Source organism: Amycolatopsis sp. lyj-84, assembly GCF_046549075.1.
Classification (GTDB): domain Bacteria; phylum Actinomycetota; class Actinomycetes; order Mycobacteriales; family Pseudonocardiaceae; genus Amycolatopsis.
In genome coordinates, this window is record NZ_JAJPWO010000001.1 from 71,188 (window position 1) to 96,801 (window position 25,614).

The window sequence follows — 25,614 nt, forward strand, 5'->3', positions numbered from 1 at the left end:
CTTCAGCCCTCGAGGAGGTCCCGCAGCGCTTCGGTGAACTGGGCCGGATTCCGTTGCGGCGCCAGGTGTGCCCCGGGCACCTCCGTGAACGGCAGCCCCAGTTCCAGCGCGAGGATCTTCGCGGGGTGGTAGTGGTAGTGCCCCCGGCTGCCGACCCCCGCGACCGGGAAGATCTCGGTCCTGGCCCGCCGCAGCGCCCGCAGGTCGGGAAGGTAGTCGAGGATTTCGGACAGTTCGCGGCCGAACAGCCGCTTCCAGTCCTCCTCGTTCGGCAGCCGGATCGCGCGCAGTTCGGGCAGCGCGGCGCCGGCGATCCCGTCGGTGAACCGTTTGAACGCGCCCATCAGATCGCCTGCCTGCGCGAGCCGGACCTGCGCGTTGGCCTCGTCGAGCCAGCCGAGCGCGTCCGGGAGCAGCTGGATGGCGGGAGGTTCGTGGGCGACCAGCGTGGTCGCCGCCTCCGGGTGACGGGCGACGAGGTCGAGGCCGATCAGGGCGCCCGCGCTGGTCCCGAACACGCTCGCGGGCCCGCCGCCGACGTGCTGAAGGACGGCGTAGGCGTCTTCGGCCTGCTTCGGCACGCTGACCGGGCCGGTGCTGGTGTCGGTACTGCGGAAGTGACCGCGCCGGTCGTAGGTGACGACGGTGTAGTCGTCGGCGAGCAGCTTCGTCATCGCCCGGAAGGTGTCCGCCGAACCCAGCCCACCGGCGATCAGGAGCAGAAGCGGCCCTTCGCCGGTGCTGCGGACGTACAGCTCACCGTCCTCGACCGGACAACGACTCTCCGAGATCATGGCCGAAGTCAAGCACAGCGCGCTCGCCCGCTCATCCGGAGGCCAGCCGCCGCAGGACGCCGTCGGCCTCGGCCACGATCGTCTCGATCAGCTCGCCGACCGCGGGCAGGTCGGCCAGCAGGCCGACGACCTGCCCGGACGCCAGCACCCCGGCGCTCCGGTCGCCCTCGACCAGCCCGGCGCGCAGCAACATCGGCGTGTTGGCGGCCATCAGGACCTGCGACCACGTCCGGTCGCCGCCGCGTTTCATCCGCAGCCCTTCGGTGGCCAGCGAGCGCCACGACAGCCCGCTCAGCTTCCGGAACTTCGCGGCGTTGCGGGCGGCGCGCGCGAGCCCGCTCACCGGGCCGGCGGACTCGAGCGCGTCGACCAGTTCCGTCCGGAGGACGCGGTGCGGCATCCCGTCCACCTTGCGGGTGACGACGGTGCCGTTGAGGTCACGGGCGAGGTACGCCTGCTTGATCTCGTCGGGGACGGTGCTCTCCCGGGTGAGGAGGAACCGGGTGCCCATGGCGACGCCCGCCGCCCCGTACGCGAGCGCGGCGGCCAGCCCCCGGCCGTCGAAGAAGCCGCCCGCCGCGACCACCGGGATGTCGACGGCGTCCAGTACCGAGGGAAGCAGCAGGGTCGTCGCGACGCCGCCGGTGTGCCCGCCGCCCTCGCCGCCCTGCACGATGACGGCGTCGGCACCCCAGCCCGCGACCTTCTCCGCGTGCCTGGCCGCGCCGACCGACGGGACGACGAGGACGCCGTTGTCCTTGAGCCGCGCGATCATGTCCTTCTTCGGCGCGAGCGCGAAGGAGGCCACCCGGACCTTCTCGGCGATGAGCAGCTCGACCCGGCGCTGGGCGTCTTCGGCGTCCGCGCGGAGGTTGACGCCGAACGGCCGCGACGTGCGGCTCTTGACCTCCTTGATCGCCGCCGCCAGTTCGTCGTAGGTCATCGTCGCGGACGCGAGGATGCCGAGGCCGCCCGCTTCCGCCGTCGCGGACACCAGCCGCGGTCCGGCGACCCAGCCCATCCCGGTCTGCACGACCGGATGCCGGATCCCGGCCAGTTCGGTCAGCGCGGTCTTCACGACGGGACTTCCTTGTCCCGCTGGGACTTCGGGTCGAGACTGGTCCGGATCAGGAGCAGCTCGGACTCGGTCGGCAGCCGGGATTCCGTGACGTCGCCGGTGATCAGCGGGAACGACGTCGCCTCGACGACCTCGTCCACGGAAACCCCCGGATGGACGGAAAGCAGCCTCGGGGCGTGGTCTTCGCCGCCGAAGTCCAGGACGCCGAGGTTGGTGACGACGCGATGGACGTCGTGATAGCGCAGACGCGCCTCGCGTGCCCTGTCGTAACCGACGCCGGACACGATGTCGACCTGATCGACGAAGACCCGCTTGCTGTGCCTCGGAACCCAGTAGCTCGTGCGATGGTTCGCCGTGTTGCCCGGCCCGCCGCGCACGCCGAGAAGTTGCTTCTTCGGCTGGGAATGGTCGCCGATCGCCGAGATGTTCTGGTTGCCCTCGCCGTCGATCTGGTTGGCGCCCATCACCACATGGCGTTTTCCGCGCGGCACCACGGTATCGAGGACCTTGCGGAACGGTTGCCAGCCTTCGACGACGGCTTCGGGGGTCATCAGGTACGCCTCGCCGTCGGAGAGCAGGATGTCCGGTTCGAAGGTCAGTCTGGCGAGCCTCGCGCCCAGCGAAGGGATGAAACCCATGGGGCTCACCACGATCTCGCCGTCGCCGCGGAACAATTCGGCGCAGGCCACGACGGCGATCTCGGCGCGCGTTGCGTCACTCATGCGGACTCCCCGAATTCGGCGACGGCCTTCTGGTAGTGGGCTTCGTCCCCCGACAGGAACCGGTCCACGAAACCGGGCCACGCGTCGAGATCCTTGGCTGCCTCGGCGTAATGACGCTGGAAGCGTTCGTCGCGTCCGTAGTCCGGGGCGGCGGTGGTGAAGTGCGCGCCGTTCGGCGTTTCGGCGACCCCGGTGACGAGCATCCGGCTCAGCAGCAGGCTTTGCACCGGTCCCGCTTCGGCGAGTTCGGCCGTCTCCACGATCTTTTCCGTGGACACGTAACACTTGTCGGCGGCGAGCGCGAACAGTTCGTCGAAGTACGGATCCGGCCCGAGGTACTGCGCGTTGCCCCTGGCGTCGGCGCGGTTGAGGTGGACGAGGGCCGCGTCGAGCTCGATCGCGGGCACGGCCAGCAGTTCTTCGGCGTCGTCGTACGGGGACTGGACGGTGCGCAGCGACGGGTTCAGGTCCATCACGCCGGAACCGAGGCCCGCGCGCGTCGGCAGGAACGGAAGTCGTTGCGCGGCCGCGGAAAGGCCGGTCCCGAAGACACCTTCGTCGTACTCGGTGACGGTGATCGTCCCGGATTCCCGTGCCCGGGAGAACCACGGGTCGTAGGGGATCGTGTCCAGGGTGACGAAGCCGAAGACGAGGTGCTTGAGCTTGCCCGCCGAGGCCAGCAACCCGACGTCCGGGCCGCCGTAGGAGACCACGGTGAGATCTTTGAGCGGTGAGCGCAGGATCGCGCGCACCAGCGCCATGGGCTTGCGCCGGGAGCCCCAGCCGCCGATCCCGATGGTCATGCCGTCTTCGAGTTCGCCGACGATCTCGTCCGGCGTCATCCGCTTGTCGGCCATCACTTCCCCTTACCGTCCAAGAACTCCTGGCGCGCGCCGTCGGACACGCCCGCCAGGTTGAGTTCGAAGGTGAATCCCTGCTCGAAGCGATAGCTGCGATGCACGGGCTGGACGTCGATGCCGTTGATGGCCTGTTTCGCCGCGCGGATCACGCGGGTGTCCTTCGCCGCGATCTGCCTCGCCAGGCCGAGCGCGGTCTCGTCGAGTTCGTCCCGCGAAACCACGGCATAGACCGAACCGTGGTGGTGCAACTGGTCCGCGGTGATCGTCGAAGCCGTGTAGTACAACGCCCGCATCAGATGCTGGGGGACCAGCCGCGCGAGATGCGTCGCCGCGCCGAGTGCGCCGCGATCGACCTCGGGGAGCCCGAAGGTCGCGTCGTCGCTGGCGACCACGACGTCCGCGTTGCCGACCAGGCCGACCCCGCCGCCGAGGCAGAAGCCCTGCACCGCGGCGATCACCGGGACCGCGCAGTCGTACACGGCGGAGAACGCCGCCGCGCAGCCCTCGTTCGCGCCGATCAGCGCGCTGTATCCCGGATCGCGCTGGATCTCCTTGATGTCGACACCCGCGTTGAATCCGCGGCCTTCCGCGCGCAGCACCACGACATGCGTCGAGGGATCTCGCCCGGCCTCGGTGACGGCGGAGGCGAGGGCGAACCACCCCTTCACGCTCAGCGCGTTCACCGGGGGCGCGTCGACCGTGACCACGGCGATGCCGGGCTCCGGTGAGTGGGTGGAAACGCTCATCGTGCACCCTTCCGCTACCAAACCTAGCACTTGCTTGGTACGTTAGCAGGACACCCGGCCCGGGTACAGCGACCGTGAAGGAGGCCCGGTATGGCACTCGAACTCCGGCTCGACGGCGCCGTGGTGCTGGTGACCGGCGGCGTACGCGGCGTCGGCGCCGGTGTCACCAGGACTTTCCTGCGCGCGGGCGCCGAAGTCGTCACCTGCGCCCGCACCGAACCCGAACAACCGGTCCGCGCCGGAGACCGGGCGTCGACGTTCATTTCGTGCGACGTCCGCGACGCGGGAGAGGTCGACGCGCTCTTCGAGGAGATCTTCCGGCGTCACGGCAGGCTCGACGTCGTGGTCAACAACGCGGGCGGCGCGCCGTTCGCCGAGGTGGCGAACGCGTCACCGCGGTTCCACGAGAAGATCGTCGCGCTGAACCTGCTGGCGCCGTTGACCGTCGCCCGCGCGGCGAACGCGATCATGCAGCGCCAGGAAGGCGGCGGCGTCATCGTGAACATCAGCAGTGTCAGCGCGACGAGACCTTCGCCGGGGACGGCGTCCTACGGCGCGGCGAAAGCGGGCCTCGACAACCTGACAGCGACGCTCGCCGTCGAGTGGGCGCCGAAGGTGCGGGTCAACGCGCTCGACGTCGGCATGGTGCGGACGGAGCACTCGCATCTGCACTACGGCGACGAAGCCGGGATCGAGGCCGTGGGCGCGACAGTCCCGTTGGGACGGTTGGCCGAACCCGACGAGATCGGTTCCTGCGCGGTGTTCCTGGCGTCCCCGCTGGCCTCCTATGTCAGCGGTGCCTGCCTGACCGTGCACGGCGGGGGAGAGGTTCCAGCCTTCCTCGCCGCCTCCAATTCGATGGTCGAAGAACGAAAGGAGCCGGTGTGAGCGGGATCGCCGACGGCCGGATCGTGGTGGTGACCGGTGCCGGTCGCGGCATCGGACGGGCGCACGCGCTCGCGTTCGCCGCCGAGGGCGCGCGAGTGGTGGTGAACGACCTCGGCGCCGGGATCGACGGCAGCGGCGGGTCGGCGGGGCCGGCGCAGGACGTCGTCGACGAGATCGAGGCGCTCGGTGGCAAGGCGGTCGCGAACACCGACGACATCGCTTCCTGGGACGGCGCCGCCGCGTTGGTGCGGACCGCCGTCGAAACCTTCGGCGGGCTGGACGTCCTGGTCAACAACGCCGGTTTCCTGCGCGACCGGATGCTGGTCAACCTCGGCGAAGACGAATGGGACGCGGTCATCCGGGTCCACCTGAAGGGGCATTTCGCGCCGACGCGGCACGCCGCCGAATACTGGCGGGCGGAGTCGAAAGCGGGCCGGACGCGGACCGCGCGGGTGATCAACACCAGTTCCGGCGCGGGTCTGCTCGGCAGCGTCGGACAAGGGAACTACGCGGCCGCGAAGTCCGGGATCCTGGGCCTCACCCTGGTCGCGGCCACCGAATTCGGGCGCTACGGCGTCACCGTGAACGCGATCGCCCCGGCCGCCCGCACCCGGATGACCGAAGAGGCGTTCGCCGACGACATGGCCGCGCCGGAGGCCGGTTTCGACGCCATGGCCCCGGAAAACGTGTCACCGCTGGTGGTGTGGCTCGGCAGCGAGGAGTCGTCCGGGGTGACCGGACGGGTGTTCGAGGTCGACGGCGGACGCGTCTCGATCGCGCAGGGCTGGCGGCACGGGACGGTGCGGGACAAGGGATCCCGGTGGGCGCCCGCCGAACTCGGCCCGGTCGTGACCGAGTTGCTGGCGGAGACGCCCGTTCCCGAACCTGTTTACGGGGCTTAGAGCGTCCGCTCAAGCGTCCCTGGTGAGGTCCCGGACCTCGGGCCGCGCGTGGAACCCGGCCGACTTGTAGGTCGCGACGGCGGCGACGTTCGAACTCGGCGTGCCCAGGGCCGCACTCGACGAGCCGAGCTCCTGGAGCGCGACCGCCGCGGCGACGGTGATCGCCCTGCCGTACCCGTGGCCGCGATGGTCCCGGTGCACCCCCATCGGCTCGAGTATCCCGGGCTTCCCTGCGCCCGCGGACCACACGGCGACCGCCGCGACGGCGTCGCCCCGCTCGTCGTACCCGGCCAAGTACCGGGAGTCGGCGTACGGCGCACCGGTCGCCATCGCGCGCCACTTCTCGGGAGTGAACGTCGAGCCGTCGAACGCTCCGCGCATCACGTCGGCCCATACGTGGCAGTTGTCCGGTCCGATCGTCTCGATCCGCAGGTCCGGGGCCTTCACCGGTTCGGCGAGATCGAGCCTCAGCGGCGTCCACGGTTCGCCGGTGCGCCAGCCGTGCCCGGGCAGCAGATCCTGGAGCAGAGCGTCCATCGGCGCCTCGACGGCCACCTCCCCCGGCGGCAGCACACCGCGTTCCGGCGCGATCACGTCTTCGGCCATCCGCCGCGCCAGTTCCTCGTCCCGGCGGACATCGGGCGCGGTCGTCAGGCGCAGGAGGTCGGCTCCGTCCAGGAGCCCGACGGCGAGAATCCGCCCGTCCCGGCGCCAGATCCGGATCGCCGCGGCCGTGGCCTCCGCCCCGGAGCGCCAGAACCAGCCGAGGTCACCGGGATGCAGTTGCCATGCCACCCCTTCGGACTGCCAGTCCCGCAGCGCGGCCACGGCCTCGCCCAGTCCGTCGATGTCCGGCTTTTCCACGGTGATCGCCATACCCGTGATCACACACCACGCCGCGAAGAGTCGCATCCGGTTTTCGGCGAGGCCAAGATGGGGACGTGACGTCACTTCAGCGCCGTCTCTGGGAAGCGGTCGAGCCACTGCACGCCGTCGTCTACTTCGCCCCGGAGACGGCGGCCGCGGCCAAGGCGGTGGGCCTGCCGGGTTGGTGGATGGGCTATTTCGCCGGGCGTGTGGCGCCGCTCGGGCCACTGCCGGAACCACCCGTGACGGCGATGCTCTTCGGCTTCGCGCCGCGTATGGTCGCGCGATCCCTGCCCGACGCCTGGAAGTACGCCGAACCGGCGGTGGTGCTCCAGAGCCGGATGGACGCCGTCGAGGTCGCGCTGGGCCGGATCCTGCCCGCCGACGCGCCTTTCGGGGAACTCGCCGATCTGCTCGAACAAGCCGTCACCGGATGCGATTACGCGGCAAGGCCACTCGCCGCCGCCTGGTCGGCGGTCGCCCGGCCCGCCACGCCTGCCGGGAGGGTCTGGCTCGCGGCGACGGTGTTGCGCGAGCATCGCGGGGACGGTCACGTGCTTTCCGCCGTCGCAGCCGGACTGCGCGGGCTCGACACCACACTGACCCACATCGGAAGCGGGGCGGTGACGCGCGAAGTCATCCAGATCAACCGCGGCTGGTCCGACGAAGACTGGGACGAGAGTGTCGCGCGGCTTCGCGAGCGGGGTGTCCTCGACGGCGATCTGCGGCTCACCGACTCGGGAATCGCGCTGCGCCAACGGATCGAGGACGAGACCGACCGCCTCGCCACCGGTCCTCTCGACGCGTTGGGTGAAGACGGTGCCGCCGAGGTCCTGCGGATCGCCGTGCCGCTCAGCCGCCGCGTCTTCGACGCCGGTGCGATCCCGCTGCCGAATCCGATGGGGGCACCCCGGCCCTGACCGCTCGAAACTGTCGGACCCCGGTGCGACGCTGTTCCCCATGGCGACGTGGCAGCGATTCAGTGAAGAGGCACCCGCGCTGGCGGAGAAGATCAAAGAGCAGTTCACCGCGACGAAATCGCATGTGCTGGCGACGGTCCGGAAGGACGGCTCGCCCCGGGTCAGCGGCAGTGAGGTCGATTTCCGCGAACGGGATCTGCTGATCGGTTCGATGATCGACGCGATGAAGGCGAAGGATCTGCGGCGTGACGGCAGGTTCGCGATCCACGCCGCCTCGGCGATCGACGAGGGCGGCGCGGACGCGAAGGTGTCGGGCAAGGCCGTCGAGATCACCGATCCGGCGGAGGTCGCCCGCCTGCAGGGTGACGACGGGGAGGCCCACGTCTTCCGGCTCGACCTCACCGAGGTGGTGCTGACCTGGGTCGAGGGCAACACCATCTATTTCGACTTCTGGAAGGAGGGCCAGGGGAGCAAACGGCTCGCGAGGCCGGACAACGGTCCGGTGGTCGAGGTCGCGCTGGACTAGGGCTGAGCGGCGAGGTGGTTCCCTTGGTGGGTAAGGCATAGTGGCGCGTTCGCGGTCGGTTCAGTGGCCCTGTGCGACGCCGGGCCGAGGACGTCGACTGTGTGGATTTTGGGGCGTTAGATGACCAGAAATCCACACAGTCGGTCGTGACCGGTCCTGTCACGTGCGGAGAAGCGGTAGGGGTGTGTGGAAATAGGGACGCTCACTGTCCCTATTTCCACACACCCCTCACCCTGAGTGATGCCTCGCGCGGGGTGCTCACTGCCTCAACCCTGGCGCTCGCTTTGCCACTCACGACCCCCTGTACCGAAGCCCCACGGCGCTAGATCCGCTCGATGACGGTGCCGGTGGAAAGCGCGCCGCCTGCGCACATCGTCACCAGGGCGGTGCTCGCGTCGCGGCGTTCCAGTTCGTGCAGCGCCGTGGTCAGCAGGCGGGCACCGGTGCTGCCGACGGGATGCCCGAGCGCGATCGCGCCACCGTTCACGTTGACCTTGTCCTCGTCGGGCCGGTGCACCCGTTGCCACGACAACACGACCGAAGCGAAGGCCTCGTTGACTTCGAAGAGGTCGAGGTCGCCGATCGTCATCCCCGCTTTGGCCAGGACGCGTTCGGTCGCCTGCACGGGACCGTCGAGGTGGTAGTACGGCTCCGCGCCGACCAAAGCCTGCGAGACGATCCGAGCTCGCGGCTTGAGGCCCAGTGCCCGGGCCCGGTCCGAGTCCATCAGGAGGAGCGCGGCCGCGCCGTCGGAGATCTGCGAAGACGTCCCTGCCGTGTGCACGCCGCCTTCGAGGACGGGCTTGAGCTTGGCGAGGCCCTCGACGGTCGTGTCGCGCAGGCCTTGATCGCGGGTCACCAGCCGGGTCTCGCCGGTGGGGGAGCCGTCCTCGCCGAGCACGGGTGCCTTCACCGCGACGACCTCGCGGTCGAAGTGCCCGGCGGCCCACGCGGCGGCGGCCTTGGCCTGCGACGCCGTCCCGAACCGGTCGACGTCGTGGCGGGTGATGCCGCGGCGTTCCGCGATCCGCTCGGCGGCGCCGTACTGGTTCGGCATGTCGATCGACCAGGACTCCGGCCGCGGGGTGCCGATGCCCTCGCCGCGGTTCGCGCCCAGCGGTACCCGGCTCATCGCCTCGACGCCGCAGGAAACACCGGCGTCGATCGCCCCGGCCGCGATGAGCCCGGCGATCAGATGGGTCGCCTGCTGCGCCGAGCCGCATTGGGCGTCGATGGTGGTCGCGCCGGTGGTCTCGGGGAGGCCGGCGTGCAGCCACGCCGTCCGCGTGACGTTGCCCGCCTGCTCGCCCGCCTGGGTCACCGCGCCGCCGATCGCCTGCTCGACCAGTGCGGGGTCCAGCCCCGCGCGTTCGAGCAGGGCGCGCTGCGCCGCGCCGAGGATCTCGGCGGCATGCAGCCCCGCCAGGTGACCCCTGCGCTTGCCGACAGGGGTGCGGACCGCCTCGACGATCACCGGACTACCCACGTTCGCCTCCTGGGGAAACACTGTTCACTACCGAAAAAGTAGAACACGTTCTCGATTTGAGCAAGTCGCCCCAGGGTCGACTGGTTTTTGATCACTGGTCGCAGTTCCCGCTTCCCGTCGCGCTTCCCCACGTCGGCTCGGTCGAGTTAACAGGTTTCACTAAAGGTCTTCACTTGGTAAACGCCGTATGCTTCAATCGGGCTAGAACGTGTTTCATTGGCGAACCGCGTAGGAGGTAGCCCGTGGCCGCTCCGCTGATCCCCGCCGGTTTCGATTTCACCGATCCGGATCTGTACGCCACCAGACTGCCTCTGGAGGAGTTCGCCGAACTCCGCCGGACGGCGCCGGTCTGGTGGAACCCGCAGCCGCACAACACCGCGGGCTTCCGCGATGACGGCTACTGGGTCGTCAGCCGGCTCGAGGACGTCAAAGCGGTGTCGAGGGACAGCGAGCTGTTCTCCTCGCGGGAGAAGACCGCGATCATCCGCTTCGACGAGAACATGACCGACGACAGCCTCGAAGCGAACCGTCTGGTCCTGCTCAACATGGACGCCCCGCAGCACACCAAGCTGCGGCGCATCGTGTCGAAGGGCTTCACGCCGAGGTCGATCGCGAAACTCGAGGACACTTTGCGCGACCGCGCGGAGAAGATCGTCAGCGAGGCCAAGAAGAAGGGCTCCGGGGACTTCGTCGTCGACGTCGCCTGCGAACTTCCCTTGCAGGCCATCGCCGAACTGATCGGCATCCCGCAGGAAGACCGGATGAAGGTCTTCGACTGGTCCAACCAGATGGTCTCCTACGACGACCCCGAGTACGAGGTCGAGCCGCTCGCCGCGTCGGCGGAGATCGTCGGCTACGCCTGGAACATGGCCGAAGAACGCCGCAAGTGCCCGATGGACGACATCGTCACGAAGCTGATCCAGGCCGACGTCGACGGTGAATCGCTGGCCTCGGACGAATTCGGCTTCTTCGTCATCCTGCTGGCCGTCGCGGGCAACGAGACGACGCGCAACGCGATCACCCACGGCATGAAGGCGTTCCTGGACCACCCCGATCAGTGGGAGCTGTACAAGAAGGAGCGGCCGAAGACCGCGCCGGACGAGATCGTCCGCTGGGCCACCCCGGTGGTCGCCTTCCAGCGCACCGCGACCCGGGACACCGAACTCGGCGGGCAGCACATCCGCAAGGGCGACCGGGTCGGGATGTTCTACAGCTCCGCGAACTTCGACCCGGACCACTTCGACGAGCCGGAGAAGTTCGACATCCTCCGCGAGGACAACCCGCACGTCGGCTTCGGCGGCACGGGTTCGCACTACTGCATCGGTGCCAACCTCGCGCGCCTGGAAATCGACCTGATCTTCAACGCCATCGCCGACGTCATGCCGAATATCAGCGAAGTGGCCCAGCCCGACAGGCTCCGGTCGAGCTGGCTCAACGGGATCAAGCACTACCAGGTGCGCTATGCCTGATCAAACGGTCTGATCGGCCCGGACCGGCGCCGTGCGGCACCATGGGGCCATGGGTCCCCACGTGCAGGTCGACGTCGAAATGTCCTTCCGGGTCACGAAACCCGGCCCCGCCGCGTTCGTGGTCGCGCTCGCCGGCGGGGCCGAGCAGGAGGAGTTCGCCTATCCCGCGCCGCCGCGCCAGGTCGCGTTCGAACACGGGACCCGGGCGCAGATCCTCGACCTGCCGCTCGGCGAACACGTCGTGCGATACCGGGCCGAACGTGCGCTGCGCCCCGCCGAGGCCGAGCCCGTCACCATGGACGACCTCGTCCGCTACACCCGGCCGAGCCGGTACTGCCCCTCGGACCGGATGGGCGGGCTCGCGCTGTCGAGGTTCGGCCACCTGCCCGACGCGCGCACCCAGGTCGAGGCGATCGTCCGGCACGTGGGCGAGCACCTGTCCTATGTGGTCGGTTCCGGTTCGCCGACCGACGACGCCGTCGACACCTACCTCGCCGGGGAAGGCGTGTGCCGCGACTTCGCGCACGTCTGCATCTCGCTGTGCCGGGTGATCGACATCCCCGCCCGGTTCACCGCGGTCTACGCGCCAGGACTGTCCCCAATGGACTTCCACGCCGTGTTCGAGGCCGCGATCGACGGCCGCTGGTACGTGTTCGACGCCACCGGTCTCGCGCCGAGGCAGAGCCTGAGCCGGATCGCGACCGGCCGGGACGCCACCGACACCGCGTTCCTCTCCACCCTCGGCTGTGAGCTGGACTTTCTCGGCAACGCCGTGCTGGCCACCGCGGGCCCTTCGCTGCCCGAGGACGACGGCTCGGAGCTGATCGCGCTCGCTTGATCGCGTGTTGTCCACGAGCCGTGACCTCGCTGAGGTAGACATTGGCGTGTGAGGGAGAAGCAAGCACCGACGAAATGGAAGCGGCTGCGTGCCCGCTACCGCTGGCTGGACCACGTGGCGCGGGCGGTGAACCGCTATGTCGAGTACGGCGGTTACCACTACGTCGCGTCGATCACCTATTTCAGCCTGTTCTCGCTGGTGCCCATCCTCATGGTCGCGGTGTCGGTGGCGGGCTTCGTGCTGGCGAGCCAGCCGCAGCTGATCGAGTCGATGCTGAACGCGATCACCGGCACGCTGCCGGGCGGCCTCGGTGAACAGGCGGGGGATCTACTCACCCGTTTCGTGGACCAGCGCACCAGCGTCGGGCTCATCGGTCTGATCATCGGGTTGTACTCCGGCTGGAACTGGATGAACTCGCTGCGGGACGCGCTCACCGCGCTGTGGGGCCAGAACCGGTCGGATCTCCCGCTGCTGCGCACGATCGCCGCGGACCTGCTCGCGCTGCTCGGTCTCGCGAGCGCGCTGCTGGTCTCCTTCGCCATCACCATTTCCGGGTCCGCGCTCGGCCGCTACCTGCTGGGCCTCGCGGGGGTGGACGACACCGCCTGGGGGCACAACGTGCTGTCGGCGATCTCGATTCCCTTGGCACTGCTGGCCAACTGGCTCGTGTTCCTGTGGGTGCTCACCCGGCTGCCGCGGAAACCGGTCGGGGTCCGCAGCGCGATGCGCGGCGCGGTCGCGCTGGCACTGGGCTTCGAACTGCTGAAGCAGGCCGGTGGGATCTACCTGCGGTTGATCGGGAACTCACCGACCGGGGTCGCGTTCGGCTCCATCATCGGTCTCATCTTCTTCATCTCGCTCGTGGCCAGGATGCTGGTGTTCGTCACGGCCTGGACGGCGACCGCGCGGGACGCGCCCGCCGACCCGGTCCGCCCGCCGCCGCCCGTGGTGGTCCGGCCGGTGGTGGCGCCCGCCGACCGGCACGGCCTCAAACCGGTGCTGGTGGGCGCGGTGACCGGGGTGGTCGCGACGCTCGCCGCGCAACGCCTCCGCCCGCGCCGCCGCGGCTAGCTCGGCTTGGCCGACCCCACCACCCACATCGAGAAGAACTGGGAACCGCCGCCGTACGCGTGCCCGAGCGCGACGCGCGCGCCGTCGACCTGGTAGTCCCCGGCGCGGCCCATCACCTGCTTGGCCGCTTCGGAGAACCGGAGCATCCCGGACGCGCCGATCGGGTTCGACGACAGCACGCCGCCCGAAGGGTTGATCGGCAGCCGCCCGCCGAGCGCGGTTTCGCCCGCCTCGGTGAGCTTCCAGCCCTGACCCTCGTCGGTGAACCCCAGGTTCTCCAGCCACATCGGCTCGAACCACGAGAACGGCACGTAGATCTCGGCGGTGTCCACTTCGGACAGCGGATCGGTGATCCCCGCGTCGCGCCACAACGCGGCGGCGGCGTCGCGACCCGCCTGCGGGTTGACCTGGTCGCGGCCGGCGAACGTGGTCGGTTCGGTGCGCATCGCGGTCGCGTGGATCCACGCCGCGCCACCGGGAACGGCGTCACCCGCGGCCTCGTCACCGATCACCATCGCGCAGGCGCCGTCCGAAGACGGGCAGGTTTCGTCGTAGCGGATCGGGTCCCACAACATCTGCGAGGCCTGGACCGATTCCACGGTGATGTCCGGCTGCCGCAAATGCGCGTACGGATTCAGGGCGCCGTTGCGCCGGTCCTTGGCCGCCACGATCGCGCCGATGTGATCGGGCGCGCCGGACCGCCGGATGTAGGAGCGCACGTGCGGCGCGAAGTAGCCGCCCGCGCCGGCGCCCACCGGCATCTGGAACGGCGGCAGGATCGACAGGCCCCACATCGCGTTCGACTCGGATTGCTTCTCGAAGGCCACCGTGAGGACTCGCTTGTGCACTCCCGCCTGCACCAGCGACGCCGCCACGAGCGCGGTCGAGCCACCGACCGAACCCGCGGTGTGCACGCGCAGCAACGGTTTCCCGTTCGCGCCGAGCGAGTCGGCGAGGAACAGTTCGGGCATCATCACGCCCTCGAACAGGTCCGGCGCCTTGCCGAGGACGACGGCGTCGATGTCGTCCCAGCCGGTCTGCGCGTCGAGCATCGCCCGGTCGATGGCCTCCCGGAGCAGCCCCGGCATGGACACGTCGGTGCGCTTGGCCTTGTGGTGGGTCTGGCCGGTGCCCAGCACGGCCGCGAGGTGCTTCACGAGAGGACCTCCAAGGTCGCGACCAGGTTCTGCTGGAGGACGGGGCCGCTGGTCGCGTGGGCGAGGGTTTTGCGCGCGCTGCCGTCGAGGATGCGGCTCGCCGCCTCGCCGATCCGCGCCAGTCCCGCCGAGAACATCGGGTTGCCGGTCAGCACGCCGCCGGAAGGGTTGATCCGTACCTGCTCGCCGAGGGCGAGCGCATCGCGCAGGATCAATTCCTGATGGGTGAACGGCGCGTGCAGTTCGGCGAGTTCGACGCCGTCGAGGTCGAGTGCCCGGCCGGCGGCCGCCGTGGACGGTGACCGGGTGAGGTCCCGCACGCCGAGTGAAGGGGAGTCGACCCGGTGCTCGATCCCGGTGATCATCGCGGGGCTGTCGACGAGGTCCGCCGCCCGCTCCGCCGAAGCGAGCACGAGAACGGCGGCCCCGTCGGTGACCGGGGCGATGTCGTGGGCGCGCAAGGGATCCGCGAAGTACGGGGCGTCCAAGAGGTCCGCGACTTCGGCCGTTCCGGAGAACTGGGCGGCAGGGTTCGAGGCGGCGTCGGCACGGCTGCGCGCTGCGACCTCGGCGAGGTCCTTTTCGGACCACAGTCCCGCTTCGAGCCCTAACCTGGCCTGGATCCCGGCGACGCTCACCGAGTCCGGCCACAGCGGCGCGACGACGTACGGGTCCATCTGCAACGCCAGCACACGCCGCAACTGCCCGGCCGACGATTTGCCGAACCCGTAGACGAGCGCCGTTTCGACCTCGCCCATCCGGATCTTGAGCCACGCCTCGTACAACGCCCAGGCGGCGTCCATCTCGACGTGCGATTCGTGGATCGGCGGGAAGGCGCCGATGGCGTCGACGGCCGCGATGAACGAGAACGCGCGGCCCGCGAGGTAGTCCGAGGAGCCCGAGCACCAGAACCCGATGTCCTCTTTGGACAGACCGGTTCGCTCGAAGACCTCGGCGAAGATCGGCACCAGCATTTCCACGCCATTGGTGGTGCCCGGGGTGCTGCGGACGTTGGGGGCCTGCGCGAAGCCCACGACAGCTACATCTGGCACGGTGGTCCTCACAGATGGTGGGCGAAGGATTCGTACGGCGCGTCGGGTTCGCCGGTCGGTGCGAAATGGCCGATGTTCTCCAGCGACGTCCACCATTCGTCCCGGGGTTTCCAGGCGGCGCGCACGCGCATGCCCATCCGGACGTCGGCGGCGTCGCAGCCGAGGACGAGGTGCAGGAACGCGATGTCCGCGCCGTCGAGCAGGATGTACGCCGCCACGTACGGCGGTTTGATCTTCTGGCCGAGGAACGGCACGTTCACGATGCAGAACGTGGTGACGATGCCGGTGTCGGGCAGCTCGACCTCGTCGGTGGTCGGGACACCGTCGGTCGGGCAGGCGCCGCGTGGCGGGATGTAGACCTTCTCGCACGACGGGCAGCGCTGGCCGATCAGCTTTCCTTCGCCGAGCCCGCGCAGGTACCGGCTTTCCTCCGGCGACGCGGAATGCTCGTACTTCAGGTGGATCGGCGTGATCACCACGCTGACGGGCGCGCCTTCTTCGCGTTTCGCGACCGGCGGTGGCGCCTCGGTGGGCTCGGTGTCGGAGCCGTCGGCGGGGACGAAGTAAGCGATGTCCCTGATGTGGCCGACAGTCTCCTCCGCCCACCGGATGCGCACGCGCTGTCCGGTGTGGACGCTTTCAGGGCTGCCCGCGTCGACGGCGTGCAGGATCGCGGTGTCGGCGCCGTCGAGTTTGACCAGCGCCCACGCGAACGGCCGCGACAACGGCTGGCCGTCGAGCGGTTCGGCGATCCAGGACCAGGACACGATCTCGCCCTCGGAGGCGACCGGTACGAATTCGGACAGCGCTTCGGCGGTCACGGGGTCGTATTCCAGCGGCGGCACGTGGACGCGGCCGTCGCTGCCCCGGACGCCTTCGACACGGCGCTCGCGCAGGGCGTTGACGAACCGGCCGAGCACCGGGCCGACCGAACGCGTGTAGTCGAAGCCCACGTTGAGCGGGGCCGACAGCGGGAGTTCAGGTGCGCTCACAGTCTGAGTGAAACACGTTCTCGAAATTCCGGCAAGATCGGCCTTCTGGGCCTTGCTGGCGGTTGCTCTTGAGTGGAACGCGTTCTAGATTTGCCCGTATGTCGACTGCTACGGGGACACTTGGGATCTGGAACATCGCCGCGCAGGAGCCGGAGCGGGTCGCGCTCGTCGACCCCGACGGCCGCTCGATCGGCTACGGAGACCTGGCCGCGAAAGCGAACGCGTACGCCCGGGGCCTGCAGGCCCTCGGGCTCGAAGCCGGCGACGTGGTCGTCGTCCTGCAGCCCAACGGCGACGAACTCGTGGCGGCCTACTTCGCCGCCATCCAGTCCGGTCTGTACATCGTGGTGGTCAACTGGCACCTGGTCGGACCCGAGGTCGCCTACATCCTTTCCGACAGCGGCGCCAAGGCGTTCCTCGCGCACGAACGGTTCGCCGACGTCGCGATCGCCGCCGCCGACGAGGCGGGGATCGCCGAACGCGGCCGGTTCGCCGTCGGTGACGTCCCGGGATTCCGGCGGATCGAGGAACTGGGCTCAGGCGAAGGCGACGGACGTCCGGAGCGGCGTACGGCGGGCTCGCCGATGCTCTACACGTCCGGGACCACGGGACGGCCCAAGGGCGTCCGGCGGCCGCTGTCCGGTGCGGACCCCGACTCCGTTCCCGGCGCGTCGACGTGGTTCTTCGGGATCTTCGGGCTGGCGCCGCACGACGACCACGTGCATCTGTGCGGGTCGCCGCTCTATCACACCGCGGTGCTCAACTTCGTCGCGATTTCCCTGCAGCTGGGCCATACGGCGGTGCTGATGGACCGCTGGGACGCCGAGGACATGCTGCGGCTGATCGAGCGGCACCGCGTCACGCACAGCCACATGGTCCCGACCCAGTTCCGCCGCCTGCTCGGGCTGCCGGACGACGTCCGCGCGGCCCACGACCTGAGTTCGCTGCGCGTGATGATCCACGGCGCCGCGCCGTGTCCGCTGGAGGTCAAACGCCGGATGCTGGACTGGTGGGGGCCGGTCGTCACCGAGTACTACGCGGCCACCGAAGGCGGCGGAACGGCGATCTCGGGCGAGGAATGGCTGAAGAAACCGGGTTCGGTGGGGCTGCCGTGGCCGGGGTCGACGATCAAGATCCTCGACGACGAGGGCACGGAACTGCCCACCGGCGAGACCGGCACGGTGTACATGAAGATGGGCGACTCGAAGTTCGAGTACCACAAGGACCGGGCGAAGACGGACAAGGCGCGGGTCGGGGACCTGTTCACCCTCGGCGACGTCGGGCATCTCGACGAAGACGGCTATCTCTTCCTGCACGACCGCAAGGCGGATCTGATCATCTCGGGCGGGGTCAACGTCTACCCGGCGGAGATCGAGGGTGAACTGGTGATGCACCCGAAGGTCGCCGACGTCGCGGTGTTCGGCGTCCCGCACGAGGACTGGGGCGAGGCGATCAAGGCCGTCGTGCAGCCCGCGGACGGTGTCGAACCCTCCGAGGAGCTGACCGCGGAGATCCTCGAGTACGCGGCCGCCCGGCTGGCGAAGTTCAAGCTCCCGCGTTCGGTCGACTACTTGCCCGAACTCCCGCGAGACCCGAACGGGAAGCTCTACAAGCGCAAGCTCCGTGACCCCTACTGGGAAGGCCACCGCGCCCCCTGACCCCGGGGTCAGCGGCCCCGGAAGACGGGCTTGCGCTTCTCGGCGAAGGCGCGGGGGCCTTCCTTCGCGTCTTCGCTCGCGAAGACCTCGATGCCGTACTGGGCGTCGAGCTTGAAGGCCTCTTCCTCGTGCATGCCCTCGGTGTCGCGCAGGGTCTTGAGGATCGCGCGGACCGCGAGCGGCCCGTTCGCGGCGATCAGGCCCGCCAGCTCCATGGCCTTGTCCAGCGCCTTCCCGTCCGGGACGACGTGCCCGATCAGGCCGATCTCCAGCGCCTCACTCGCCTTGATGTGGCGTCCGGTCAGCAGCAGGTCGGCGGCGACGGTGTACGGGATCTGGCGGGGGAGCCGGACGGCCGAACCGCCCATCGGGAACAGGCTCCACCGCGCCTCGGACACGCCGAACTTCGCGCTCTCGCCCGCGACGCGCAGGTCCGTACCCTGCAGGATCTCCGTCCCGCCCGCGATCGCCGGGCCTTCGACGGCCGCGATCAACGGTTTCGTCAGCCGTCGCCCCTTGAGCAGGCCCTCGATCCGGCTGGGGTCGAACGTGCCCTTTTCGAACGAGTCGCTCGGCGAGTTCTTCGACATCGACTTGAGGTCCGCGCCCGCGCAGAACGCGCCGCCCGCGCCGGTGAGCACACAGCAGCGGACGTCGTCGTCCTCGTCGACCCGGTTCCACGCCTCGACCATGATCCCGAGCATCTCGCCGCTGAGCGCGTTGCGGGCCTCCGGCCGGTTCATGGTGACCACGAGGGTGTGGTCGATCTTTTCCACCAGTGCGTGCGGTTCGCCCACCGGGACCTCCGTCAAAAGAGCGGCCATTGCCCAGAACGATAACATGTTCTACTTTGAGCGAGTGGCACTCAACATCGCGGATCTACTCGAGCACGCCGTCGACGCCGTGCCGGAGCGCATCGCGGTCGTCTGCGGCGATCGGCGGGTCACCTTCGCCGAACTGGAAGAGCGCGCCAACCGGCTGGCGCATCACCTCGCGGCACACGGCGTGGGACCTGGATCCCACATCGGTGTCTATTCCCGGAACTCGATCGAAGCCCTGGAATCGATGATCGCCGCGTACAAGCTGCGCGCGATCGCGGTCAACGTCAACTACCGCTACGTCCACGGCGAACTGCGGTACCTGTTCGACAACGCCGACCTCGTGGCGCTGGTCCACGAGCGGCAGTACTCGGACAAGGTCGCCGCCGTCCTGCCGGAAACCCCCAAACTGAAACACGTTGTCGTTGTCGACGACGGAAGTGACGGCGACTGCTCGTCCTACGGTGGTGTGGACTACGAAGCCGCGCTCGCCGAAGGCTCACCCGAGCGCGACTTCGCCGAGCGCAGCGCCGACGACATCTACATCCTCTACACCGGCGGGACCACCGGGTACCCGAAGGGCGTCCTGTGGCGCCACGAGGACATCTGGCGCGCACTCGGCGGCGGCATCAACTTCGTCACCGGCGAGTACGTCCCCGACGAATGGACGCTCGCGGAACAGGGCAAGTCGGGCAGCCTGGTCCGGCTCCCGGCGGCGCCGCTGATCCACGGCGCCGCGCAGTGGGCCGCGTTCGGCGCGCTGTTCACCGGCAGCCCGGTCGTGTTCGTCCCGCGGTTCGACGCGCACGAAGTCTGGAAAGCCGTGCAGGACAACAAGGTCCAGGTGCTCACGATCGTCGGCGACGCGATGGCGCGGCCGCTGATCGACGCCTACCGCGAGGGCGACTACGACGCGTCGTCGATCGTCGCGGTGTCGAGTCACGCCGCCCTGTTCTCCCAGTCGGTGAAGCAGGAATTCCTGGCCATGCTCCCGCACGTGGTGATCACCGACGCGATCGGCTCCTCCGAAAGCGGGTTCACCGGCATCGGCATGGTCAGCAAGGACAGCGACCATTCCGCCGGCCCCCGCGTCAACTTCGGCAAGGACGCCATCCTGGTGGACGACGACGGCGCGCTCGTCGATCCGGAACCGGGGGCGATCGGGCTGATCGCCCGGCGCGGGCACGTTCCCCTCGGGTACTACAAGGATCCCGCGAAGACCGAGAAGATCTTCGTCGAGATCGACGGCAAGCGGTACGTCGTCCCGGGTGACTACGCGCGCTACGAGGAAGACCTCACGGTGACCCTGCTCGGCAGGGGCTCACAGTGCGTGAACACCGGCGGCGAGAAGGTGTATCCGGAAGAAGTCGAGGGTGCGCTCAAATCGCATCCGGACGTCTTCGACGCGCTCGTCATCGGCATCCCCGACGACCGGCTCGGCCAGCGGGTGGCCGCGGTGATCCAGCCGCGGACCGGCAAGGAGCTGGACTTCGCCGCGCTCGAAGCACACGTGCGGGGCGAGATCGCCGGGTACAAGGTGCCGCGCAGCCTGTGGCTCGCGGAGGAGATCGGGCGGTCGCCCAGCGGGAAACCGGACTATCCCTGGGCTCAGCGCTACGCGACCGAACACGAGCCCGTCACCATCCAACCGGCGTAAGGAGTTTCATGCGCACCTCTCTGTGCGACCGGCTCGGGATCGACCTGCCGATCGTCGGGTTCACCCCGTCCGAACACGTCGCCGCGGCGATCAGCCGGGCGGGCGGGCTGGGCGTGCTGGGCTGCGTGCGGTTCAACGACGCCGCCGAACTCGACGCCGTCCTGTCCTGGATGGACGAGAACACCGGCGGCAAACCGTACGGCGTCGACATCGTGATGCCCGCCAAGATCCCGGCCGAAGGGACGTCGATCGATCTCGCGAAGCACATCCCGCAGGGGCATCGCGACTTCGTGGAGCGGACGCTGCGCGATCTCGCGGTGCCGCCGCTGCCGGACGACACCGACGAACGCGCGGGAGTGCTGGGCTGGCTGCATTCGGTCGCCCGGTCGCATGTCGAGGTCGCGCTGAAACACCCCATCCGGTTGATCGCCAACGCCTTGGGCTCGCCGCCGGTGGACGTCATCGAGCAGTGTCACGCGAAGGGTGTGCCGGTCGCGGCGTTGGCGGGCAAGGCCGAGCACGCCGTCCGGCACGTCGAGAACGGCGTCGACATCGTTGTGGCGCAAGGTTATGAGGCGGGCGGGCACACTGGCGAGATCGCGTCGATGGTGCTGCTGCCCGAAGTGGCCGACGCCGTCGGTGACCGCGTGCCGGTGCTCGCCGCCGGCGGGATCGGCTCGGGCAGGCAGGTCGCGGCGGCGCTCGCGCTGGGCGCGTCCGGGGTGTGGATGGGCTCCTTCTGGCTCGCCACCGAGGAGTACCTCCAGACGATGGGGGAGTCCGAGGCGATGCAGCGCGCGCTGGTCGCGGCGGGCTCGTCCGACACCGTCCGGACGCGGATCTACACCGGCAAACCGGCTCGGCTGCTCAAAACGCGGTGGACCGAGGCGTGGGCCTCGCCCGACGCGCCCGAACCGCTGCCGATGCCCTTGCAGAACCTGCTGGTCTCCCACGCGCACAACCGGATCCACCACGCGGCGGATCCGAGTGTGGTCTCGATGCCGGTCGGCCAGATCGTCGGGCGGATGGACCGGGTGCGCCCGGTCGCCGACGTGATCTCGGAACTGGTCTCGGGATACGAGGAAGCACTGTCGCGTTTGGACAAGACCCGCTGAAGCGAAAGAGAAGGTCCCCTCCACCACGTCGTTGTGGTGAAGGGGACCTTCAGTGCATGCCGTGCGTCGAAGCTACAACCCGGCGGCCGCGTTCTTGATCGCGGTCGCGAAGGTGCTCACCTCGGCGTAGACGCCGGGAGCGCGCGGCCGCGCGCAGCCCTCGCCCCAGCTGACGATGCCGACCTGGATCCAGGCGTTGGCGCTGTCACGACGGAACATCGGGCCGCCCGAGTCACCCTGGCAGGTGTCGACGCCGCCGGAGTTGACGTTGCCCGCGCAGATCTCGGCGCTGTCGATCAGGTCGGCGTAGCTGCCGCCCTGCGCCTTGCAGGTCGCGTCCGAGACGAACGGGACGGTGGCCTTGAGCAGGTAACGCTGCTGCGCCCCGCCCTCGGACGCGGCACCCCAGCCCGCGACGGTGAACGTACCGCTGTTGTAGGCCGTCGTGGTGGCGATCGGCAGCGTCGCGATCCCGGTGACCGGGCTCGCGAGCTTGATCAGGGCCCAGTCACCACCGGTGGAGGTGGGGTAGGTCGGTGACCGGTGCACGTAGGTCGACTTGACCTTCTTGGCCGAGCCGCTCTGCAGGTCCACCACGCCGAGGGTGGCGGTGATGCTCGTGTTGGCCCCGGTCCGCGACACACAGTGCGCGGCGGTCAGCACGATCTGCGAGGTGTAGAGCGCACCGCCGCAGCCCATGGAAAGCCGTACCATCCAGGGGAATTCGCCCTGAGCGGCTCGGGTGCCACCGACCACGTCGGTGGACGGCGGCTGAGCGGCCGCGGCTTGCGGAGCCGTGGCGAGACCCGCCAGGGTTCCGGCCGCCGCGACGGCGATCAGGGTCTTTTTGAGCAGGCTGAACCGACGCTTGATGTCCAAGGGTTCATTCCTTCCGGCTGTCCACAGTGGAGGCAGGGAGACTGACTGCGGCCAACTGACTACAGCAGGTCGCCCGATGCCGGGACAACCGACTTTCTTCGGATCTTTGGGCCGATGATGGTGATTAACGGACGTTCGTCGCGTACTGCCGACGAATGGCCTAGGCCGGAGTGCCTAGTGCCCCTACTCCGGAGCCGGCGAGCGCCGGAACCGCCGGAAGGCTGAACGTGGGCACGGACGGTCACCTCGATCCGGGTCCGGTCCGCGTGGCGGGCGCTCCGCCGAACGAGGTGCCCGTTTCGTCCACGAGTGTGAGCGTGGCATGAACACTTCGTTCGGGTCAGTACAGGTCAGGTGAATTCGGCCTAGGATCTGGACAGTGAGAACACGTTCACCGAAAGCCCATCCATCTGCCGACGGCCCGGTGCGGGACGGTATTCCCGAACACGGCCGCATTCCCCGCTATTACGCGGTCAAAGTCGATCTGCTCGACGTGATCTCCGAATTGGGGCAAGGAGCGGCACTTCCCACCGAAAGGGAACTATCCGAACGTTTCGAGGTTTCCCGCGCGACGGTCCGCCAGGCCGTCGGTGAGCTCGTGCTCGAAGGCCGTCTCAGCAGGCGGCAGGGGAGCGGCACCTATGTCGCGGGCCCCAAGCTCGTCCAGCCGCTCGCTTTGGTGAGTTACACCGAAGGACTCAGGAGGCAGGGCATTCAGCCGGGCCGGAACCTGATCTCACTGGAACGCCGGGAGGCCGGTCCGTCGCTCGCTTCGGAACTGGAAATCGATCCCGACGACGACGTCATCCACATCGAACGGGTGCTGCTCGCCGACGACGAGCGGGTCGGGCTGGAATCGACCTATCTCACCGCCGCGCGATTCCCGACCCTGATGGATGTGTTCGATCCCACACAGTCGCTCTACGCGTGTTTGCGGGAAAGGCTCGGCGTGGTGTTCGACGGCGCCGAGGAGCGGGTCGAGACCGTGCTCGCCACCCCTCGGGAGGCGCTGCTGATCGGGACGAATCCGGCACTGCCGATGCTGCTGATGCACCGGACCTCCTGGGGGACCGACGGCGTCCCCTTCGAGCGCGTCCGGTCGCTTTTCCGGGGTGACCGCCTTTCGTTCGAGACCCGCTTGGGCCGCGTGGAGTGACCCCTTCGCGCATTTAGTCCTCCGGATGCGGTGCTTGCACTTTCAACGACCGCAAGCAGAGGACTACAGACGGTAAAATGTAACGCGAAGATAACAGGTCTAGTCCACATTTCGAGGGTACTTCACCTGGGGTTAGGACTGCGGTCACGGAGCGTTGGTGCGGGCAAGCGAGCGTCTGCGGGGTGCGAATCCTCATCATCGGCGGCGGAGTGCTCGGCACTCAGCACGCCTGGCAGGCCGTCGAACGCGGTCACGACGTCGTCCAGATCGAACGCGAGCCCGAGGCCCGGGGCGCGTCCGTCCGCAACTTCGGGCTGGTCTGGGTCGGCGGCCGCGCCACCGGCCCCGAACTGGAGACCGCCGCCCGGGCGCGAGTGCTGTGGGAGCGCATCGGTGACCGCGTCCCGGGGATCGGCTTCCGGCCGAACGGCTCCCTCACCGTCGTCCGCACGGAGGCGGAACTCGCCGTCGCCCAGGCCGCGGCGGCGAGCACGGAGGACCGCGGCTTCAAGCTGCTCGACGCCGCGCAAACCCGCGAACTGAACCCGGCCCTGCGCGGCGACCTCCTCGGCGCGCTCTGGTGCGATCGCGACGCCGCCGTCGAACCGCGCGTCGCCCAGCCTGCCTTGCGCGCCGAACTGGCGAAATCCGGCCGCTACACCTGGGTGCCCGGCCGCGAGATCCGCGACCTGACCACCCGTGGTGTCGTCGACGACACGGGCGAGACCCACGAAGGCGACGTCGTCGTGCTGTGCACCGGCGCCTGGACCGGTGGCCTGGTCAAGGAGCTCGCCGGGCAGACCCCGGTCCGCCGGGTGCGGCTGCAGATGGCCCAGACCGAGCCACTCGGTGAAACCCTCACCACCACGGTCGCCGACGCGGACAGCTTCCGGTACTACCCGGCGTACCGCGGCGCCGCGCTCGACAGCCTCAACGGCGGGCAGCCGCAGGGTGAGATCGCCGCTGCCAACGCCATGCAGTTGCTCATGGTCCAGCGCCTCGACGGCTCGCTGACCATCGGCGACACGCACGAGTACGACGAGCCGTTCTCCTTCGACACCACCGAAGACCCGTACGACCACCTGGCCGAGGTCGCCGGGGCGCTGCTCGGACGGCCGCTCCCGCGGATCGCCCGGCGCTGGGCCGGGGTCTACGCCCAGACCACCGACACCTCCCGGATCGTCCACCGCGCCCGCGTCGCGGACAACGCGTGGCTCGTCACCGGACCCGGCGGCCGGGGCATGACCTGCTCGCCCGCCATCGCCGAAGACACCGCCGAGGAGCTGTCGTGGTGAACACCGAACTCGTCGTCCTGGACATGGCCGGGACCACCGTCGCCGACGACGGCCTGGTGATCCGCGCCTTCACCGAGGCGATCGCCGCCGCGGGAGTGTCCGAAAAGGACAGCCGGTACCCCGGGATGCTCGACTACGTCGTCGAAACCATGGGGCAGTCCAAGATCGTCGTCTTCCGTGCCCTGCTCGACGGGGACGAGGAACTCGCCCGGCGCGCGAACACCGCCTTCCAGGACGCCTACGGGAAGCTCGTCGCCGACGGCCACTGCGAGCCGATCCCCGGCGCCGAGGACACGATCCAGGAGCTCCGCGCCCAAGGGGTGAAGGTCGCGCTCACCACCGGTTTCGCCGCGAGCACGCAGAACGCGATCCTGGACGCGCTGGGCTGGCACGGCCTCGCCGACGCCGTGCTGGCGCCGGGTGAAGGCGTCCGTGGACGCCCGTTCCCCGACCTCGTCCTCGCGGCCGCGCTGCGGCTCGAAATCACCGACGTCCGCCGGGTCGCCGTCGCCGGCGACACCCCGTCGGACGTCCAGACCGGGCTCCGGTCCGGCGCCTTGCTCGTCGCCGGCGTGCTCACCGGATCGGCGAAGAAGCCGGAGCTGGAAGCCGCCGGTGCCACCCACGTCCTCGCATCCGTCCGCGACCTCCCCACCCTGCTGTCCTAA

General features: G+C 69.3%; 25 protein-coding genes. 13 read left to right on the plus strand and 12 right to left on the minus strand.

Features of this window, described 5'->3' with window-relative positions; genetic code table 11:
• Nucleotides 1-2: 2 nt before the first annotated feature.
• The 5 genes from ACLJRM_RS00355 to ACLJRM_RS00375 are packed head-to-tail and all read right to left on the minus strand — an operon-like array spanning nt 3 to nt 4,200.
• On the minus strand, nt 3-794 hold the full coding sequence (locus ACLJRM_RS00355) for an alpha/beta fold hydrolase (protein WP_101606546.1): 792 nt from the start codon (nt 792-794) through the stop codon (nt 3-5).
• A 31-nt stretch (nt 795-825) separates the two neighbouring features.
• Nucleotides 826-1,872 (minus strand): NAD(P)H-dependent flavin oxidoreductase, encoded by a 1,047-nt coding sequence (locus tag ACLJRM_RS00360; protein ID WP_410661875.1) that lies wholly within the window; start codon nt 1,870-1,872, stop codon nt 826-828.
• Complete coding sequence (locus tag ACLJRM_RS00365) at nt 1,869-2,594, minus strand: CoA-transferase subunit beta (protein WP_410661876.1); 726 nt, start codon at nt 2,592-2,594, stop codon at nt 1,869-1,871. Before ACLJRM_RS00365 ends, ACLJRM_RS00360 begins: the two co-directional genes overlap by 4 nt.
• Nucleotides 2,591-3,451: a CoA transferase subunit A gene (locus ACLJRM_RS00370; RefSeq protein ID WP_410661877.1), complete on the minus strand. Its 861-nt coding sequence runs from the start codon at nt 3,449-3,451 to the stop codon at nt 2,591-2,593. The genes ACLJRM_RS00365 and ACLJRM_RS00370 overlap by 4 nt, the downstream gene beginning before the upstream one ends.
• Nucleotides 3,451-4,200, minus strand: a complete 750-nt coding sequence (locus ACLJRM_RS00375; RefSeq protein ID WP_101606550.1) for an enoyl-CoA hydratase family protein — start codon at nt 4,198-4,200, stop codon at nt 3,451-3,453. Before ACLJRM_RS00375 ends, ACLJRM_RS00370 begins: the two co-directional genes overlap by 1 nt.
• A 90-nt stretch (nt 4,201-4,290) precedes the next feature.
• Between ACLJRM_RS00375 and ACLJRM_RS00380 the strand changes: the two genes are divergently transcribed.
• Nucleotides 4,291-5,088 (plus strand): SDR family oxidoreductase, encoded by a 798-nt coding sequence (locus ACLJRM_RS00380; protein WP_101606551.1) that lies wholly within the window; start codon nt 4,291-4,293, stop codon nt 5,086-5,088.
• Complete coding sequence (locus ACLJRM_RS00385) at nt 5,085-5,990, plus strand: SDR family oxidoreductase (RefSeq protein ID WP_410661878.1); 906 nt, start codon at nt 5,085-5,087, stop codon at nt 5,988-5,990. The genes ACLJRM_RS00380 and ACLJRM_RS00385 overlap by 4 nt, the downstream gene beginning before the upstream one ends.
• Before the next feature lie 9 nt (nt 5,991-5,999).
• Here ACLJRM_RS00385 and ACLJRM_RS00390 read toward each other — a convergent pair whose 3' ends face one another.
• Nucleotides 6,000-6,866 carry a GNAT family N-acetyltransferase gene (locus ACLJRM_RS00390; RefSeq protein ID WP_410661879.1) on the minus strand — a complete coding sequence of 289 codons (867 nt, stop codon included), beginning with the start codon at nt 6,864-6,866 and terminating at the stop codon, nt 6,000-6,002.
• A 65-nt stretch (nt 6,867-6,931) separates the two neighbouring features.
• Between ACLJRM_RS00390 and ACLJRM_RS00395 the strand changes: the two genes are divergently transcribed.
• On the plus strand, nt 6,932-7,777 hold the full coding sequence (locus ACLJRM_RS00395) for an SCO6745 family protein (protein WP_410661880.1): 846 nt from the start codon (nt 6,932-6,934) through the stop codon (nt 7,775-7,777).
• Nucleotides 7,778-7,817: 40 nt separating this feature from the next.
• Nucleotides 7,818-8,303 carry a pyridoxamine 5'-phosphate oxidase family protein gene (locus ACLJRM_RS00400; protein ID WP_410661881.1) on the plus strand — a complete coding sequence of 162 codons (486 nt, stop codon included), beginning with the start codon at nt 7,818-7,820 and terminating at the stop codon, nt 8,301-8,303.
• A gap of 322 nt (nt 8,304-8,625) precedes the next feature.
• Here the strand turns inward: ACLJRM_RS00400 and ACLJRM_RS00405 are convergent, their stop codons facing one another.
• Nucleotides 8,626-9,789 carry a steroid 3-ketoacyl-CoA thiolase gene (locus ACLJRM_RS00405; RefSeq protein WP_101606555.1) on the minus strand — a complete coding sequence of 388 codons (1,164 nt, stop codon included), beginning with the start codon at nt 9,787-9,789 and terminating at the stop codon, nt 8,626-8,628.
• Between the two features lie 242 nt (nt 9,790-10,031).
• On the opposite strand from ACLJRM_RS00405, the gene ACLJRM_RS00410 reads away from it, so the two are divergent.
• Genes ACLJRM_RS00410 through ACLJRM_RS00420 form a run of 3 tightly spaced genes read left to right on the plus strand, consistent with a single transcriptional unit; the run spans nt 10,032 to nt 13,167 of the window.
• Nucleotides 10,032-11,258: a cytochrome P450 gene (locus ACLJRM_RS00410; RefSeq protein WP_410661882.1), complete on the plus strand. Its 1,227-nt coding sequence runs from the start codon at nt 10,032-10,034 to the stop codon at nt 11,256-11,258.
• Nucleotides 11,259-11,307: 49 nt separating this feature from the next.
• Nucleotides 11,308-12,096, plus strand: a complete 789-nt coding sequence (locus ACLJRM_RS00415) for a transglutaminase-like domain-containing protein (RefSeq protein ID WP_101606557.1) — start codon at nt 11,308-11,310, stop codon at nt 12,094-12,096.
• Between the two features lie 48 nt (nt 12,097-12,144).
• Entirely contained in the window at nt 12,145-13,167 is a 1,023-nt protein-coding gene (locus ACLJRM_RS00420) for a YhjD/YihY/BrkB family envelope integrity protein (protein ID WP_101606558.1), read from the plus strand.
• Here ACLJRM_RS00420 and ACLJRM_RS00425 read toward each other — a convergent pair.
• The 3 genes from ACLJRM_RS00425 to ACLJRM_RS00435 are packed head-to-tail and all read right to left on the minus strand — an operon-like array spanning nt 13,164 to nt 16,368.
• Nucleotides 13,164-14,324, minus strand: a complete 1,161-nt coding sequence (locus ACLJRM_RS00425; protein ID WP_101606559.1) for a thiolase domain-containing protein — start codon at nt 14,322-14,324, stop codon at nt 13,164-13,166. The two genes, ACLJRM_RS00420 and ACLJRM_RS00425, sit on opposite strands and share 4 nt — an antisense overlap.
• Nucleotides 14,321-15,376 carry a thiolase domain-containing protein gene (locus ACLJRM_RS00430; RefSeq protein WP_410661883.1) on the minus strand — a complete coding sequence of 352 codons (1,056 nt, stop codon included), beginning with the start codon at nt 15,374-15,376 and terminating at the stop codon, nt 14,321-14,323. Before ACLJRM_RS00430 ends, ACLJRM_RS00425 begins: the two co-directional genes overlap by 4 nt.
• Nucleotides 15,377-15,384: 8 nt before the next feature.
• Nucleotides 15,385-16,368, minus strand: coding sequence for a Zn-ribbon domain-containing OB-fold protein (locus ACLJRM_RS00435; RefSeq protein WP_410661884.1), 984 nt, complete (start codon nt 16,366-16,368; stop codon nt 15,385-15,387).
• A 98-nt stretch (nt 16,369-16,466) separates the two neighbouring features.
• On the opposite strand from ACLJRM_RS00435, the gene ACLJRM_RS00440 reads away from it, so the two are divergent.
• Nucleotides 16,467-18,026: an acyl-CoA synthetase gene (locus ACLJRM_RS00440; protein ID WP_410661885.1), complete on the plus strand. Its 1,560-nt coding sequence runs from the start codon at nt 16,467-16,469 to the stop codon at nt 18,024-18,026.
• 8 nt (nt 18,027-18,034) lie between these two features.
• On the opposite strand, the gene ACLJRM_RS00445 is transcribed toward ACLJRM_RS00440, so the two are convergent.
• A complete protein-coding gene (locus ACLJRM_RS00445) occupies nt 18,035-18,823 on the minus strand; it encodes a crotonase/enoyl-CoA hydratase family protein (protein ID WP_101613057.1) in 789 nt (262 codons plus the stop codon).
• 61 nt (nt 18,824-18,884) lie between these two features.
• Here ACLJRM_RS00445 and ACLJRM_RS00450 point away from each other — a divergent pair, with 61 nt between their 5' ends.
• Nucleotides 18,885-20,501 carry an acyl-CoA synthetase gene (locus ACLJRM_RS00450; RefSeq protein ID WP_199193128.1) on the plus strand — a complete coding sequence of 539 codons (1,617 nt, stop codon included), beginning with the start codon at nt 18,885-18,887 and terminating at the stop codon, nt 20,499-20,501.
• A gap of 8 nt (nt 20,502-20,509) precedes the next feature.
• Nucleotides 20,510-21,616: an NAD(P)H-dependent flavin oxidoreductase gene (locus tag ACLJRM_RS00455; RefSeq protein ID WP_410602097.1), complete on the plus strand. Its 1,107-nt coding sequence runs from the start codon at nt 20,510-20,512 to the stop codon at nt 21,614-21,616.
• A 72-nt stretch (nt 21,617-21,688) separates the two neighbouring features.
• Here ACLJRM_RS00455 and ACLJRM_RS00460 read toward each other — a convergent pair whose 3' ends face one another.
• Nucleotides 21,689-22,495 (minus strand): S1 family peptidase, encoded by an 807-nt coding sequence (locus ACLJRM_RS00460; protein WP_101606564.1) that lies wholly within the window; start codon nt 22,493-22,495, stop codon nt 21,689-21,691.
• A gap of 379 nt (nt 22,496-22,874) precedes the next feature.
• Between ACLJRM_RS00460 and ACLJRM_RS00465 the strand changes: the two genes are divergently transcribed.
• The 3 genes from ACLJRM_RS00465 (at nt 22,875) to ACLJRM_RS00475 (ending at nt 25,614) form a co-directional block, all read left to right on the plus strand.
• The gene (locus ACLJRM_RS00465; protein WP_101606565.1) at nt 22,875-23,651 is read left to right on the plus strand and encodes a GntR family transcriptional regulator; all 777 of its coding nucleotides are present in this window, start codon (nt 22,875-22,877) and stop codon (nt 23,649-23,651) included.
• 182 nt (nt 23,652-23,833) lie between these two features.
• On the plus strand, nt 23,834-24,946 hold the full coding sequence (locus tag ACLJRM_RS00470) for a TIGR03364 family FAD-dependent oxidoreductase (RefSeq protein WP_410661886.1): 1,113 nt from the start codon (nt 23,834-23,836) through the stop codon (nt 24,944-24,946).
• Nucleotides 24,940-25,614 (plus strand): phosphonatase-like hydrolase, encoded by a 675-nt coding sequence (locus ACLJRM_RS00475; protein WP_410661887.1) that lies wholly within the window; start codon nt 24,940-24,942, stop codon nt 25,612-25,614. The genes ACLJRM_RS00470 and ACLJRM_RS00475 overlap by 7 nt, the downstream gene beginning before the upstream one ends.